The 14,622-nt window shown below is 69.7% G+C and carries 10 protein-coding genes; 4 read left to right on the forward strand and 6 right to left on the reverse strand.

The annotated features are described in order from the left end of the window. Positions 1 to 352: 352 nt before the first annotated feature. Entirely contained in the window at positions 353 to 3,652 is a 3,300-nt protein-coding gene (locus tag NQZ70_RS07690) for a S8 family serine peptidase (protein WP_129573636.1), read from the reverse strand. Positions 3,653 to 4,056: 404 nt separating this feature from the next. Between NQZ70_RS07690 and NQZ70_RS07695 the strand changes: the two genes are divergently transcribed. Then, positions 4,057 to 4,527, forward strand: coding sequence for an NUDIX hydrolase (locus tag NQZ70_RS07695; protein ID WP_129573637.1), 471 nt, complete (start codon positions 4,057 to 4,059; stop codon positions 4,525 to 4,527). A 101-nt stretch (positions 4,528 to 4,628) separates the two neighbouring features. On the opposite strand, the gene NQZ70_RS07700 is transcribed toward NQZ70_RS07695, so the two are convergent. Together NQZ70_RS07700 and NQZ70_RS07705 are read right to left on the reverse strand one after the other, a co-directional pair. Continuing rightward, on the reverse strand, positions 4,629 to 5,162 hold the full coding sequence (locus NQZ70_RS07700; RefSeq protein WP_207217772.1) for a hypothetical protein: 534 nt from the start codon (positions 5,160 to 5,162) through the stop codon (positions 4,629 to 4,631). 808 nt (positions 5,163 to 5,970) lie between these two features. After that, the gene (locus NQZ70_RS07705; protein ID WP_408022423.1) at positions 5,971 to 7,035 is read right to left on the reverse strand and encodes an inositol-3-phosphate synthase; all 1,065 of its coding nucleotides are present in this window, start codon (positions 7,033 to 7,035) and stop codon (positions 5,971 to 5,973) included. Between the two features lie 1,720 nt (positions 7,036 to 8,755). Here NQZ70_RS07705 and NQZ70_RS07710 point away from each other — a divergent pair. Continuing rightward, entirely contained in the window at positions 8,756 to 9,892 is a 1,137-nt protein-coding gene (locus NQZ70_RS07710) for a hypothetical protein (protein WP_237245128.1), read from the forward strand. A gap of 185 nt (positions 9,893 to 10,077) precedes the next feature. Here NQZ70_RS07710 and mdh read toward each other — a convergent pair whose 3' ends face one another. Next, on the reverse strand, positions 10,078 to 11,019 hold the full coding sequence (gene mdh / locus NQZ70_RS07715; protein WP_129573640.1) for a malate dehydrogenase: 942 nt from the start codon (positions 11,017 to 11,019) through the stop codon (positions 10,078 to 10,080). Positions 11,020 to 11,149: 130 nt separating this feature from the next. On the opposite strand from mdh, the gene NQZ70_RS07720 reads away from it, so the two are divergent. Together NQZ70_RS07720 and purS are read left to right on the forward strand one after the other, a co-directional pair. Continuing rightward, positions 11,150 to 12,112 (forward strand): phosphoribosylaminoimidazolesuccinocarboxamide synthase, encoded by a 963-nt coding sequence (locus tag NQZ70_RS07720; RefSeq protein ID WP_129573641.1) that lies wholly within the window; start codon positions 11,150 to 11,152, stop codon positions 12,110 to 12,112. Between the two features lie 62 nt (positions 12,113 to 12,174). Next, the gene (gene purS, locus NQZ70_RS07725) at positions 12,175 to 12,423 is read left to right on the forward strand and encodes a phosphoribosylformylglycinamidine synthase subunit PurS (RefSeq protein ID WP_020733510.1); all 249 of its coding nucleotides are present in this window, start codon (positions 12,175 to 12,177) and stop codon (positions 12,421 to 12,423) included. 33 nt (positions 12,424 to 12,456) lie between these two features. Here purS and NQZ70_RS07730 read toward each other — a convergent pair whose 3' ends face one another. Both NQZ70_RS07730 and NQZ70_RS07735 read right to left on the reverse strand, forming a co-directional pair. Continuing rightward, positions 12,457 to 13,380 (reverse strand): hypothetical protein, encoded by a 924-nt coding sequence (locus NQZ70_RS07730; protein ID WP_129573642.1) that lies wholly within the window; start codon positions 13,378 to 13,380, stop codon positions 12,457 to 12,459. 160 nt (positions 13,381 to 13,540) lie between these two features. Continuing rightward, complete coding sequence (locus NQZ70_RS07735; RefSeq protein WP_129573643.1) at positions 13,541 to 14,455, reverse strand: hypothetical protein; 915 nt, start codon at positions 14,453 to 14,455, stop codon at positions 13,541 to 13,543. Positions 14,456 to 14,622: the final 167 nt, after the last annotated feature.

The raw sequence follows: 14,622 nt of genomic DNA on the forward strand, positions 1-14,622 counted from the left end.
TTCAGGGTCATGACACCGCTCTCCGAGATGCATCAATAAGTCGCGACGTCGACGCCGCGCGCGCAATGTGAAGCGCCGCGGCCGCGACGCGAGCTGCCGCGGCAAAGCTCCGAGACAGCATGTGAAGGCACCTCTCCAGGCCAACCCCGCCGAGCCGAAGCAGCTCGGCGATGCTGGGCGAGGGTCTCCCACATGAGATGCCGATATAAGGCGCATTCCGCCATCAGCCGCGGACGACTCCCTTCCCACGTGTGCCAACGAAGTATCTCCAACATGGCAAATATCATACGAAGATTTGCGAGACTACCCGTTTCACCTCGGAAGAGCGCGCGGGGCTCTTCGGGCTGCCGTATCAGCACACCTGCCAGATCGTCACGGTGCGCGTCGCCGGCGCCGATCGGTTTCCTCCCGAGTCGATCGCCTGCAGCGTGATCCTGTGCGTGTCGCCGAAGCATTCCCCCGAGTACAGCCGCGCGACCACGCTGCTCCCCGTCCCGAGATCCGCTGGCTGGTCGCTCGTCCGGTCCGTGGTCCAGACCAGGCTCTCGCCGCTCAGCGGGCCGTCCTCGAGGTCCATCGCCGAGCCGACCAGCGTCACGTCCTTGAACCACCTGGATCGCTCGCTGTCGTAGCCGTCCCACGATTCGAGCTCCAGATCTCCGGCGGGCGTCACGATGCTCGCGGCGGGCGGGTCGTCCGTGCAGGTCCTCGCGGAGATGAGCACGCTGTCGAGCGGCGCCGGGTCGTCGTAAGCGAGGAGCTCCACGCGAGAGGCCCCCTCCGCGAACGACGTCGTGAGGGATCTGCCCGTCCCGTGGCTCGCGCCGTTCGCGCGCCACCGGATCCGCGCGTCCGGCACGACCACCGAGCCGAACCCCGGAAACAGGACCTCGGCCGTCAAGGTCATCTCCTCGTTCGCGCAGACCTCCACCGCGCTCGCCGGCTGGGTGATGCGCCCGATGGGCCGCGCCGGGACCGGCGCGGAGGCGGTGACCTTGTAGACGTTGTCTTCGCCCATCGCCGCCCGCACGGCGAACTCGACGCGCTCTCCCGCCTCGGCGACGAGGCGGTACGTGCGCTGCGTCGGCGAGGCGCTGACCGCCATCAGCCGGCCCTCGGCGATCGTCACATGACCGTAGGTGGTCGCGTCGGGCATCTCCAGCGTCACCGTGACCTCCTGCGGCACGGCCGGGAAGGCCGGCAGCTGCAGCCGATAGAAGTCGACGTCGGGGGCCGCGGTCATCGGTAGGTCGGCCGGCAAGGTCAGGATGGTCCCGCTGACCGATCGCCCGAAGGGCAGAGGCGTCGCCGTCTCGGCGGTGTCGTTCCGCGCGATGAGCTCGCTGAAGTTCAGCGACGCATCGGAGAACCCCATGGCGGCCACGTCCGGCACGTCGGCCGCGGCCATGACCGCGGCGAGCGGGTTCACCAGCTTGCGGCGCCGATCGGGCTGGTCGGCGTAGCCGAGCGCCGCGAGCTCGGCGTTGCTGAACGTGTTGTCCGGCGACAGCAAGATCTCCTTGATGCGCGCGACGATCCGGGCGCGCTCCGCCGCGCTCAGGCCCTCGGATCGCGGGTTCAGGCGGCGATTCGCCGCCTGCATGTTGGCGATGACGCCGGCGATGAACGGGGCAGCGGCGCTCGTGCCGCCGAGCTCGCGGCGCACCCGCGGAGCGTCGATGTCGTCGATGCCCTCGGGCGCGAGGTACGCCGTGCGGATGGGGGCCCAGATGTCGACGCGGTCTCCGTAGAACTCCGCGTTGTCGAGCCCCGCACCGACGGCGCCCGCCACGATCGTCTCCGGGATCATGGCCGGGACGATGCCCCAGCGCTCCGTCCTCGGGTCGCGCAGGTCGACGAGGTCGCGCACCACCGCGGGGAGCGAGCCGCGCGACAGCGCGTTGCCGGCGATCGTCACGACGGGCACGCCCGCGGCGGCCGCGCCGCGGACGCCGACGCTGATCGGGCCCTTCAGGTCGCCGAACGAGAGCGTCGCGACGCAGGCCGCGGTGGCGACGGCGGCCGAGCCCACCGCGGCGGCGCACGCGATCGCGCCGACGATCGGGATCGCGCTGGCCGCCGCGCACGTGGCCGCCGCGGCGGCGTGCGCTCCCGCCGTGACGACGCCGCAGATCCCGAGGCGGCCTTCCGGCGCGCAGATGTCGACGTCGGGGCCGAGGTTCGTGAGGATCCGGCACGGATACCCGCCGCTGATGTTCACGACCGAGGCCCCCTGGGACACGGCGAGCCGGACGCCGCGCCCGATCTCGAACGCATACGCGGCCGCGTCGTATTTGTAGAGCATCGGGACGGCGACCTGGCCCGCCACGCCCGCCGCGCCGATGCCGTTGTTCACCTTCGCGCCGATCGCCGCGACCACGCCGGTCCCGTGCCACGATCGCTTGCCGAAGAAGCTGTTGCCGACGGTCGGAGGCCCCCACGCGGCCCCGGGCCCGCAGCGCTCGCCGCCGAACCAGCCCGCGGTCATGTCGCACGCGACGAGATCGCCGCGGTCCGGCCAGCGGAGATCGTCGGTCGGCGCGAACCCCGTGTCGAGGACGGCGACGTTGATCCGCTCCTCGTCAATCTCCCACAGCGCGTTGAACGCCCACACCGCCGGCACGTTCTCCACGCAAGGCCGGCTCGCGTCCCCCGGCACGCACGGGAGCGGGCTGCCTCGCGCCGGGGTCATCTTCATCGAGTGCGTGAGGTGCCCCTCCTCCGTCGCCGAGATGACGGGCGCTCCCTGCAGCTGCAAGCGCGGGTTCACACCGACGAGGTAGCCGTCGAGCTGCAGCTTCATGGCGAGCGAGGCGATCTGCAGCGCGCCGGCGTCGCTGGCGTACAGCGGATCGTCCTCCCCGAGCAGCGCCCGCAGCGCGGTCGCGTCCGAGGCCCGCTCGCCGCTCGGGTCGACCTCGACGAGCACCGCGTCGCGGCCCCCCTCCTCGTCGCTCTCGAGCGTCGCCTTGACGCTCCCGCCGGTGTCTCTCAGGAACGCCTCGAGCTCGTCGCCGTCGGCTGGGTAGAGGATGAGCTCCCGCGTGGCGATCTGCACGGGCAGCCCTCCCCTGGGGAGCAGGGTGCCGTTCGGCTTCGCGCCTGCGCGGCCCTCGTCGTCGCTCATCGCGACGCCGGCGTCGACGGTCGGCGCTGCCGCCGCGGGGTCCGCGAGCAAAGCGAAGTCGAAGACCACGTCCTCCTCGAGCGCGCCCTGCGGCGCCCGCGTCCTGTCGACGAAGTACTGCGCATAGAACAGCTTTCCGGGCTGCGCGCTGAGCACGCCGTCGTTGAGCGCGCCGCCCCCGTCGGCCTGGACGCGCAGGGGGGCCGTCGAGGCGAAGCCGGCGCGCGCGGCGACGAGCTCGAGGAGCTCCACGTCGCCCGTCTCCGGTGAGGCGAGGGCGATCGTCAGCGGCCCGGGGCCGAGGTCGACGCCCCCCGGGTCGAGCGTCGCCGACAGCGCGTCGCCCGCATCGTACACGACGCGGTCGAGGCGCAGCGCGAGCCTCGGCGGCCTCTCGACCGGGGAGAACGTCGCCTCGCTCGGCGGGCTCGGCGCGTCGCCGCGGCGCTCGCCGCCTCCGGAGCTGCAGGCCGCGACGGCCCCGCACGCCAGCGACATCCACCTGAAACACGGGCGCTTGAGCATGGATTCCTCCTCCTCCGGTGAGCTCGGTATTCGCGGAGAGCGCAGAGAGGCGCCGGGGCGTTCGCGAGGGCGACCGGCGGCGACGCGGGCCGGCGCCGCGTCGACATGGCGGTTCCCGCGATGCGCTTGCCGACGCGGCGCTCCGCGCACGGCGTCGAGCCGTGCGCCGATCTCTCCGTCACAGGCGGTAGGAGCAAACGCGGTGCCGTCCGCCCGTGCCTCGATTTCACGGCCGCCGTCGTCTCGAGCGCGACGGCGGCGCCTAGAACCTCGCCTCGCGCAACATCTGCGTCGAGGGCGAGCGCCTCCGCGGGGCAGCGGCCCGTCTCCGCGCCGTCTTGCGCCGCCGCGCGTTCCTCTTATTTTGAGCGGCGCTTCCGGATAAGCTGTCGATCGGAGCGAACATGTCCCGCACGGCCATTCCGACCTGGTGCTTCGCCGTGGTGCTGGTGAGGCTCCAGCAGCGCTTTCTCCTGGTGCACGAGCGCAAGCACGGCCAGCTCTGGTATCTGCCGGCGGGCCGCGTCGAGCCCGGGGAGACGTTCGCCGAGGCGGCGCGGCGCGAGGCGCTGGAGGAGACGGGCGTCCCGGTGGAGCTGGAGGGCATCCTGCGCGTCGAGCACAGCCCGAGCCGCTACGAGTCGCGCTTCCGGGTCATCTTCCTCGCGCGCCCTGCGGACGGCACGCCGCCGAAGAGCCAGCCGGACGAGCACTCGCTCGAGGCGCGGTGGGTCACGTTGAAGGAGCTCCGGGCCTTGCCGCTGCGCGGCCCCGACGCGGAGTGGTTCTGCGCCGACGTGCTGGCCGGGGCGCAGGTGTTCCCTTTGTCGCTGCTCGGGGCCGAGGGGGAGCCTCTCCTCGTGAGCGGGCGGTGAACGGGCGCGCGTCGAAAGGCCGCTGAGCCGGCGCCCCTTGCGCCGCTGCGTCCGCGCTCTTTCGCGGGGGCGGCTCCTCGGGGCGGCGCGCCCGCGCCTGATCACCCGATGCGGCCCGCGGATCTCCACTGCGCGAAGCAGCGCCCGGTGAGCGCCTCGAGCTCGTCGAGGAGCGCGGGCTCTCTCGTCTTGAAGTTGAAGCACGATTTGCCCTGCATGCGCTTCTTGAGCTCCGGGCTGATCCCGCCGAGCAGCTCGGGGTTCGTGTAGACCGGCATGAGGTAGAAGCTCGTGTAGGCCCGTCCTGCCCGCGCCGCGCCGAAGAAGAGCGGCTTTCCGTTCGGCGCCGTCGTGCGCGTGTCGAGGTAGTAGTTGTCGGGCGTGTCGTGCACGACCACGAGATCGCGCGCGTGCCGCTGGAGGATGCTCCGCAGCGCCTCGAAGGCGCCGTTGCCGCCGCCGCCGCGCACGTCGTTCGCGGCCTTCGCGGCGCCGGCGGTCTTTGCGGCCTTCGCGGTCTTCGCGGCGCCGGCGGTCTTTGCGGTCTTTGCGGTCTTCGCGGCGCCGGCGGTCCTTGCGGTCTTTGCGGTCTTCGCGGCGCCGGCCGTCTCCGTCATCCTCTTCGTCGTAGCCACGCTGGGACCTCCTGTGCTGAGCGTACACAGCGTGCTGGGTGGCTGCCTATCTGCTCGCGCCTGGACCGTGCCGCCCCGGTTCGTCTCCTCCCTGCTTCTGCGGAGCGGTTGGGCGCAGGGGGCGCAGCTCGCCGAGCCGCATGGAGGGAGTGGATGCTGGAGACCTATGGTCCTCACTCCTCCGGCCGGTGCTGACCGGGCGCAGGTGTTTCCCCTCTGTGCCAACGTCGGGTGAGACAAGCTACCCTGGAAATCTGTGGCGAGAGGGCGGAGAATGGACCTGACCCGTGCCGAAGCCTTCGCATCTCCGATCCGTCGATCCTAGCTCCGCCCCAGCGGCGCAGGGCGCTGCTCCCCGCCCGAGTGGCGCCGCCGTCGAGAGCGCGCCGAAGCCGGCCAAGTGGCGGAAGTTCTCGGCGGCGGAGAAGCTGCGCATCGTTCGCGAGGCGGCCGCGTGCACCCAGCGCGGGGACATCGAGGCGTTGCTGCGCCGCGAGGGCATCTACAGCTCCCTCCTGGCGGCGTGGCGCAAGCAGCTCGCCCTCCACGGCAGCGAGGCTCTCGCGGAGCGCAAGCCCGGTCGGCCCGAACCGGGCGCCACGCCCACCGCCGTGCCGCAGCCGCCCCGACCTCGACCGCTCGGGCCCCAGCGCCGGAACGCGCCCCTCGGCGCGATCCACTCATGGGATTCTCGTCCGGCCTGTCTCAAACCTGTTGGCGTTCTCCGTTCCATGATCGCCGTTCGGGGCGGAGCGGGAGCCTCTGCTCGTGCGCCCAAGCCGAAGCGGGACAAGCGTCGGAGGAGGGATCATCCGCGGATGAAGTCTTCGACCATGTCATGCGCCGCGTCGTCCGCGAACTGTTTGGCGGGCGATTTCATGAAATAGGCCGATGGTGCCTCGAGCAGCCCGGAGATGCCGCGGTCCAGAGCCAGCTTGCAGCAGCGGATGGCGTCGATGACCACCCCGGCGGAATTGGGGCTGTCCCACACCTCGAGCTTCAGCTCTGCGTTTAGGGGCACGTTACCGAACGTGGTGCCTTCCATCCGGATGTAGCACCACTTGCGATCCGTGAGCCAGGGCACGTAGTCCGATGGCCCCACGTGGACCTGGTCGGGCGGTAGATCGAAGCCGAGCTGCGAGGTGACCGCGGATGTCTTCGAGATCTTCTTCGACTCCAGGCGCTCGCGCTCGAGCATGTTGAGGAAATCGGTGTTACCGCCGAAATTGAGCTGGTACGTCCGATCGAGCTTGACCCCGCGCTCGCGGAAGAGGCGCGTGAGGACGCGGTGAACGATGGTCGCGCCGACCTGAGACTTGATGTCGTCGCCGATGATCGGCAGCCCGGCGTCCGCGAAGCGCCGGGGCCAGTAGCCGTGCTCGTCGCGCGCGATGAACACCGGGATGCAGTTGACGAAGCCGCACCCGGCCGCGAGGAGCTGCTCCACATACCACTTGGTCGCCTCCTCGGAGCCGACCGGCAGGTAGTTCACGACAACATGGGTGTTGGTGCTCTTTAGGATCTTGACGATATCCTCGGTGCCCCCGCTGGACTTCTTGATGATCTGCGAGAGGTACTTGCCGATCCCATCGTGGGTCATGCCGCGCGCGACGCGCACGCCTTGGTGCGGGACGTCGGAGAACTTCACGGTGTTGTTAGGGTAGGTGAAAATTGCCTCGGAGAGATCCTTCCCGACCTTGTTGGCGTCGATGTCGATGGCGGCGACGAACTTGATGTCCCGGACGTGGTAGCCGCCTAGGTTGACGTGCATCAGGCCGGGGACGAACTGATCTTCTTCGGCATTCTCGTAGAAATATCGTCCCTGGACCAGGGACGACGCGCAGTTGCCCACGCCCACGATCGCGACATTGATCGGGCCCTTGCCGTGCGTCGGCTCCTCTGCAGGTGGGGTGTTCTTGGCTGCAGGTGGGGTGTTCTTGGCTCGGCTTCCGCTGGTCCTCTTTCCCTTCATGTCCTTATCCCTCTTATTGGGTTGGGAGAAAAGCTCGTTCTTTGGCTTGCCGAGGACGCTGCATACGGCATCGATGAACTGTCTGCTGGGCTCCTTGGTGCCGGATTTGACCTGCGAGAGGTAGCTCGCGCTGACGTCGTAGCCGCGTGCGCGGAGCTGGGACAAGAGCCAGCGCTGCTTCTGCCCGCGCTCCTCCAGCATCTCGAAGACCCTGTGCCTGATCGTCTGTATCGCTCGACTCACCAGTCACTCCGGATCGGTTAATTTTTATGCACCCTAATGTGCTCGCGTTGCGAATCAAGTTAAATTTTATTTACTTCCAACTTGTCGGCGGACCCATCCATCGGCGGCCCGGGGACCAGCGCGCTCGCTGGACGCACGGCGTCCTCTGAGCGACGGTTTGAACGGAACGTCCTAGGCGAGCGGTCGCGCCCGGCGCACCTATAGCGTCGATCAGGTCGATCTTTTGATAATCCAGGGTGCACCGGTGGAATGCTCGACGGCCTCGCCGGACGATGAGCTCGTCCGCGTCCGGAGGCGCACGGATGGGACGATGGTCACGGCCGGTAGAGCTGTCGCGCCGGGATCTGTAGAGCTCAGTAAAAATGATCCCGGTGCGAGAGCAAAACTGCCCCCCTTTTCACGAGGTGGGGGGGGAGCTTTACGGACGCACGGGGGAAAATTGACTGTCGCTTGGCAGGAGCAGTTACTGATGAAGCGGTTGACCCGCGTGAGAGTACTGTTCGTCTTTCTCAGGCGGCGTACCTGCCTCGGAGCTGGGCCGAGGGTTAGCGACTCCTTCGCCACCTGTCGTCTCGCCATCGCCCGCGTGCTGACCCGCTGGCTGCCCCGGTGACCCAGCTGCCACCATCGACACGCCGAGCGCCCCAGGCTCCAGTCCCTCCGGCTGTGACACGGTGGTGTTAGAGCCGCGTGACACGGTGGAGCTCGCTCCCGAGGAGTGTGGCGTGCCCCCTCCGAGTCAGCTGCACCCAAGTCGCTTCGGGACGAGGTCGGGCGCTATCCAGCGCTGATGAAATTCTGTAGCGCAGGCTCCGACGGCCGCGGCAGACCGGCCAGAGCGTGACGTGCTCCGGCAGCGGACAGCCGTAGAGCATGCGATCGATCACATCGCGGCGAGGATCATAAAGAAGAGCGCGCGACGTCGTCGTCAGGAGGAATCGGTTCGTCATCCGCCGCGCAGCAGCGACCTCGAATCTCAACTGCCTGGGTGTGACCACGCCCGCGTTCCCGGCGTCCGCCCGAGAAGATCTGCCGTAAAGTGGGCATCCTCCTGCTTCTGACGCTCAGCATCAAGGGCGGGCTCGGCGTCGACTGGAGCGACCCGAAACAGAGGGCGTCGGCCATTAAGATCCTGGGGCGCCTCGTGATGGGACACGAGCGTGGCGCGCTCGGCCAAGCGTTCGCCTTCGGCACGCGGACCCACCTCCGAACGCGAGCACTCCAGCGAAGAGGCGGAATCTTGGTTGAAAAGAATTTACAGGCTCTCTTCCTTCTCTTGGCCTCCGACTTTCACCTTCGCACCTGTGTACCGTCTGGACACGAGCGATCAAGCCGTGCAGAGTCACCACACCACGAAGTCGTCCGGAGGACAGTGTCGATGCGCGTAGTCAACACAGCCAGCATCCCCGCGATCGAGTCTCTCAAAGCGGATGATCGCACCCTGCTGGGGCTTTTCAGGGATATCCGGAAACACGAGGAGCTCTCGGCTTTCCTGCCCGAGGCGTGCCGCCTCTCCCTGAGATGGGTGCGCCTCGCCTGGGGTCAGCCGATCAAGCCTCGTCAGCTCCCCGGCAAAGGCATGATCGTCGTCACCGACGGTTCGGGCGAGATCATCGGAGGCTCGGTCCGGAGGGTCCAGGCGGGAGACGTCGTGCTGGTGCCTCCCGGCGGGCTGCAGGGGCTCGTGGGCGCGGCGCCGGACGGGCTCTCCGCGATATCCATCCACTTCGAGGGAGAGGACGCCCGCTGGGACACGCCGTGCCTGTGCGCGGCGGTCGCCCCGGGCGGCGCTCCCTCGGATCGATCGGAGTCTCCTCTGGATCGCCTCGTCGAGGAGAACGAGGCCCACGCGCGGGAGTTCGCCGGCAGCCCCCTCATGCAGCTCATCGGATCCGAGCGCGCGCTCGGCGACGACGTGAAGCGACGGATGCTCGGCGCGCTCCAGATCTGGTCGAACGCCTTCCAGAAGGTCCTGTGTGCCAGGGTCGTGTTCGAGTCGCACCCCGCCGCGATCAAGATCGCCGAGCGTCATCTGGCCGAGGAGGTCGGTCACAACCGGCGGCTCGCCCGGATGCACGGCCCGTCGTCCTCGCCGTCCTGGGACCGGGGCATCGCCGCGGCGTCGTCCTGGTTCATCGAGCGGATGGGCTCGGCGTCCACCGAGGAGCGGACCGTCCTCATCCACTTCGTCATCGAGCGCTGCGCCGACATCCTCCTCAGCGCGGCCCAGCGGATCTTCCCCGACTCGGACTATTTCGCCACGCACGCCGAGGTGGACGCGGAGCACTTCAGGCTCGGGGTCGAGCTCCTGAAGAGCCTCCCCGGCCTGGACATCGCCCCGCTCCGGGGCGCGCTGATCGAGGGCTGGCAGATGATGAACCTGATCTGCCAGCGCATCAGCGACATCGCCGAGCGCGGCTGCCACGCGACGGCGGAGCTCCCGGCGCCCGACGTCGTCGCCGGCGCCTCACCGCGCGGGCTCGAGGCGCTCTCGATGGCTCCCGCCGCGGAGTGAGCCGCGGAGATCTCGGATGGCGTGAGGAGAAGATCTGTCGGAGCGAGGAGGAGAGAGGAGCCACAGAGGCATAGAGAACACAGAGGGGAGGGATGAGAGCTCTTCTCTCATCGATGTCCTTCGCGCCCTCTGCGCTCTCCGCGGTCTCTCCTCGTTCGTGTGCCCGGGATCGCCCGGGACCGGCGTCAGCTCGCGGCCTTCACCACGTCGGTGATGCCCTGGACGCTCTTCGCGCTCTTCGCGAGCATCTCTTTCTCTTCCGCGGTCAGCGGCAGCTCGACGATCTTCTCGACGCCCTTGCCGCCGATGACGACCGGGACGCCCATGTAGATGTCCTTGTAGCCGTACTCGCCGTCGAGGTACGCCGCGGCGGGGAGCAGCCGCTTCTGGTCGAGCAGGTAGCTCTCGGCCATCACGACGGCGCTCGACGCGGGCGCGTAGTAGGCGCTCGTCCCCATGAGCTGCACGATCTCGCCGCCGCCCTTGCGGGTCCTCGCGATGAGCGCGTCGAGCTTCTCCTTGCTGATGAACTCGGTCGCGCGCACGCCGTTGATCGTGCACGCCGACGGGATGGGCACCATGTCGTCGCCGTGGCCGCCGAGGACCATCGCGCGCACGTCCTTCACGGACACGTTCGCCTCGCGCGCCAGGAACAGCTGGAAGCGCGCGCTGTCGAGCACGCCCGCCATGCCGAGCACGCGCTCGCGCGGGAAGCCCGTGCGGCGCTTGAACTCGTAGACCATCGCGTCGATCGGGTTCGAGATGACGATCACCAGCGCGTTCGGGCAGTGCTGCTTCGCGCCGTCCGCCACGCTGCGGATGATCGGCAGGTTCGTCGCGACGAGGTCGTCGCGGCTCTGGCCCGGCTTGCGCGGGATGCCGGCCGTGATGATGAGGACGTCGGCCCCGGCGCAGTCGGCCCAGTCCGAGGTCCCCTTGATGGACGCGTCGTAGCCGAGCACGGCGCCGTTCTGCTCGAGGTCGAGCGCCTTGCCTTTCGCGAAGTCGGTCTTCTGGGGGATGTCGAAGAGCACGACGTCCCCGAGCTCCTTGCGCGCGATGAGGGCCGCGAGCTCCCCGCCGATGTTCCCGGCGCCGATGAGGGCGATCTTCTTTCGGTTTGCCATGGGCGGCCCCTTTACCACCCCCCCGGCCGGAGACCAACGGGGGTCCCAGCCGGGGCGCGGGGGAAGGAACTCGGCCGGGGCCTTCGGAAACCTGTCGACTCGGCCCGCGAGGCCGGGTAAGCCGCGCCCCATGGTCACCGAGGACGATCTGCGCACCGCGCTCGGCCGGGTGCTCGAGCGCACCTCGCTCGCGGGCCCCTTCGCCCGCTACGAGGGCAAGGTGCGGGACTGCTACACGACGCCGGACGGCCGGCGCCTGCTCGTCGTCACCGACCGCATCAGCGCCTTCGACCGCGTGCTCGGCACGCTGCCGCTGAAGGGGCAGGTGCTGAACCGGCTCTCCTCGTTCTGGTTCGAGCGCACGCGGGGCGTCGCGCCGAACCACATGATCTCCCAGCCCGACCCGAACGTCCTCGAGGCGATCGAGTGCACGCCGCTGCCGGTCGAGATGGTGGTGCGCGCCTACGTGACGGGCGTGACCTCGACCAGCATCTGGACGCACTACGCGCGCGGCGAGCGCGTCTTCTGCGGCCACCGGCTCCCCGACGGCCTCCGCAAGAACGAGCGCCTGCCGCGGCCCATCCTGACGCCCAGCACCAAGGCGCCGAAGGGCGGGCACGATCTCTCCGCCTCGCGCGAGGAGATCCTCGCCCTCGGGACGATCGCGCCGCGCGACTTCGACGCCGCCGCCGAGATGGCGCTCGCGCTCTTCGAGCACGGCGCCCGCTTCTGCGCGGACCAGGGGCTGATCCTCGTCGACACCAAGTACGAGTTCGGCAAGGACCGGAGCGGGAACATCGTCGTCATCGACGAGATCCACACCCCCGACTCGTCCCGCTTCTGGTTCGCCTCGTCCTACGACGAGCGCTTCGCGGCCGGCCAGGACCCGGAGTCCTTCGACAAGGAGTACGTGCGCCGCTGGCTCGCCGCGCGCGGCTTCCAGGGCGACGGGCCGATCCCGCCGATCCCCGACGAGGTCCGGATCGAGGCGTCGCGCCGCTACATCGAGGCGTTCGAGCGGATCACCGGCGCGGCGTTCGTCCCCGACCTCGAGGACCCGGCCGTGCGCATCCCGCGCAACCTGGGAGTGTAGGTGGGCGCGGCCTCGCCCGTGCCCGTGCTAGCGTCGCGCAGAGAGCGCTTGGAGCAAAGTCAGTGAAAGCCGTCGTCACCGTCCGACTGAAGAAAGAGGTCCTCGATCCCCAGGGCGACGCCGTGAAGCGCGCCCTCACCTCGCTCGGGTTCCCGGGCGTGAAGGGCGTGCGCGTGGGCAAGATCATCGAGATCGAGCTCGACCCCTCGCTCGGCAGCGCGCCCGATCTCGAGGCGCGGCTGAAGAAGATGGCGGACGAGATGCTGGCGAACACGGTCATCGAGGACTACGAGGTCACGCTCGCGCCGTAGCCCGCCGCCGCGCGCCGCGGCCGCGGGCGGCGCTCACGCCTCGGGCGCGACGAGCTTCTTCGCCCAGAGGATCGCGTCCTTGCGGGTGCGGCCGACGACGAGGTGGCGCGCCAGCACGGCCGAGCGGCGGAAGCCGTTCGCGAGCAGGGCGGCGCACAGCTCCTGGTCGTCGGCGGGGGCGAAGGTGAACGTGCTGACGGCCTTCTCCTCGACGAGGCGTTCGCACAGGGCGCCGATGGCCGCCGTCGTGGCGAGCCGCTCCGACTCGTGGCGCGGCGAGGTGAGGATCTCGAGGAACGAGTTCCCGAAGCACGACTGCATCTCCCACGCCGCGTGGAGGGTGAAGCCGCCCCGCGCGGACAGCGCGTAGCCCGTCCGCACGGCGTCACGCCCGAACGGCTCGAAGCCCGTGAGCGCCCGCCCGGCCCGCTGCGCCGCCGCGACCGCGCGCCGCAGCTCGGCGGCGCTCGCCGGCGCGATCTTGATCGCGGGCATCGGCCGCCCCTCGCCTTCCCGGAGCAGCCGCCTCGCGCGGGCGATCGTGCGCTCCGCGAGCAGGACCGCCGGCGAGCCCGCCCTGTCCTCGCCCTCGGCGCCCTCGTCGTCGTCGCTCTCCTCGCGGAGCTGCGGGGACATCTGGGACACGACCGCCCCGAGGATCCACGCGTCGCTGCGCTTGTAGAAGCCGGGGATCGAGCCTTCCCGGACGAACCCCAGGCGGGTCCAGGTCGGCACCTCGTCGCGCTCGACCAGGGTGAAGATCTTCTCGACCCCCTCGCGCTTGGCGGCCGACAGGACGAAGTTCCGCTTCGACGGCGTCGGCCCCGCCCGGAAGTCGATGATGCGGAGCGTCCGGTGCCGTCGGTTGACCAGGAGACAGAGCGAAACGGCGTCGTTCCGGAACAGGAGCTCGTCGACACCGCTGCTCGACGTCGAAGACAAGTTTCTCGCTGCCATACCCCTCGTGCTCGGCGCAGGCGTGATGCCTCAGGTCACGCGGTCATTGCAGAAATGCAAATTGCAGATCTGAAATGCCCCTAGCAGCCGGGGCCCACAGCGTCAACGATGTCGGTGAGGCCGAGGAATCGGGGGAGGGGGGGAGGGGTGACGGGGAAGGTCAGGGGGCGGCGGCGAGCCGGCCCGCGTCGGCGGGCTTGACCCCGAGCGCCACGAGCGCGTCCTTGAGCTTGGAGCGCTGGAGGGAGATGCGGGTCGGCATCCCTCCGGAGATCTTGAAGGTCTCGAGGAAGTTCACCCCGCTGTCGAAGCGGGCGGCGAAGGTGACGCTGTCGTTGTCGACGACGACGGAGATGGGCGCGCGCTCCTGCCCGATGAGGAGGAGCAGGGTCTTGTCGTAGGGCCCGCCTCGCTGGGAGGCGTCGACGAGGACCAGGCCTGGCTCGACGCGCTCGTAGCGGAGCGCGATCCGGCGGGTCTCGGCTTCCATGACGGCGAGCTCGGCGCCGGCCGCGTCGATGGGGGCCCAGAGCGACGGGTCGGAGAGGCCGGACGCGAGGTGCCGGACGATGAGGCCGAAGAGGGCCTGGTCGCGGGGGCGGGCGCGGAGGGCGCGGTCCATGCGGGTGGCCACCGGCCCCGGGACGCCGATGCGGGTGTCGATGGCGCGGGCGTCGTCGTCGCAGCCGGGGTAGGGCTCGACGCCGCCGCGCATCCACTTGGCGCCGCTGGCGAGGCCGTCGAAGTCGACGTGGCAGACGAGGGTGTCGACGCGCCCGGCGCGGGCGACGACCTCGGGGGTGATCATCTCGGGGCAGGCGCCGTGCTCGGCCTTTGTCGACAGGACGAAGCGGGGGTCGCCCGCGAAGCGCGCGTGGTGGGCGCTGTCGTGGTGGTCGACCCAGGCGGCGAGCCGCGGCCCGAGCTCCTGGATGAGGGGGAGCGTGACGGTCTCGAAGCTCTTGCCCCCCGCCTCGGAGGCGAAGGCGATGTCGAGCACGGCGACGTTGCCGCGCAGATCGCGGGCGCGGGGGAGCTTGCGGGGGGAGGCGAAGGCGAGATCGAATCCGTGCATGGGGTCGCTTCCGGGGAGGCGGGCACCGCCCCGCCGGGCTGCCCGGCGCGAGCCGCGTCGGGCGCCTTGCTCCATACACCCGAAATGGCGTAAGCGCTGCGGCGGAGGACCTTTCACGGGCGGGGCCTGAATGATCCGCTAGGATGATCCGACCAACGGCAGGGACG

The organism is Sorangium sp. So ce836, from assembly GCF_028553905.1.
Classification (GTDB): Bacteria; Myxococcota_A; Polyangia; order Polyangiales; family Polyangiaceae; genus Sorangium; species Sorangium cellulosum_D.

Coding starts and splice junctions, on each gene's coding strand:
- NQZ70_RS07690 (WP_129573636.1), bottom strand. CDS start 3,652: ATGCTCAAGCGCCCGTGTTTCAGGTGGATGTCGCTGGCGTGCGGGGCC.
- NQZ70_RS07695 (WP_129573637.1), top strand. CDS start 4,057: ATGTCCCGCACGGCCATTCCGACCTGGTGCTTCGCCGTGGTGCTGGTG.
- NQZ70_RS07710 (WP_237245128.1), top strand. CDS start 8,756: ATGCGCGTAGTCAACACAGCCAGCATCCCCGCGATCGAGTCTCTCAAA.
- mdh (WP_129573640.1), bottom strand. CDS start 11,019: ATGGCAAACCGAAAGAAGATCGCCCTCATCGGCGCCGGGAACATCGGC.
- NQZ70_RS07720 (WP_129573641.1), top strand. CDS start 11,150: ATGGTCACCGAGGACGATCTGCGCACCGCGCTCGGCCGGGTGCTCGAG.
- NQZ70_RS07730 (WP_129573642.1), bottom strand. CDS start 13,380: ATGGCAGCGAGAAACTTGTCTTCGACGTCGAGCAGCGGTGTCGACGAG.
- NQZ70_RS07735 (WP_129573643.1), bottom strand. CDS start 14,455: ATGCACGGATTCGATCTCGCCTTCGCCTCCCCCCGCAAGCTCCCCCGC.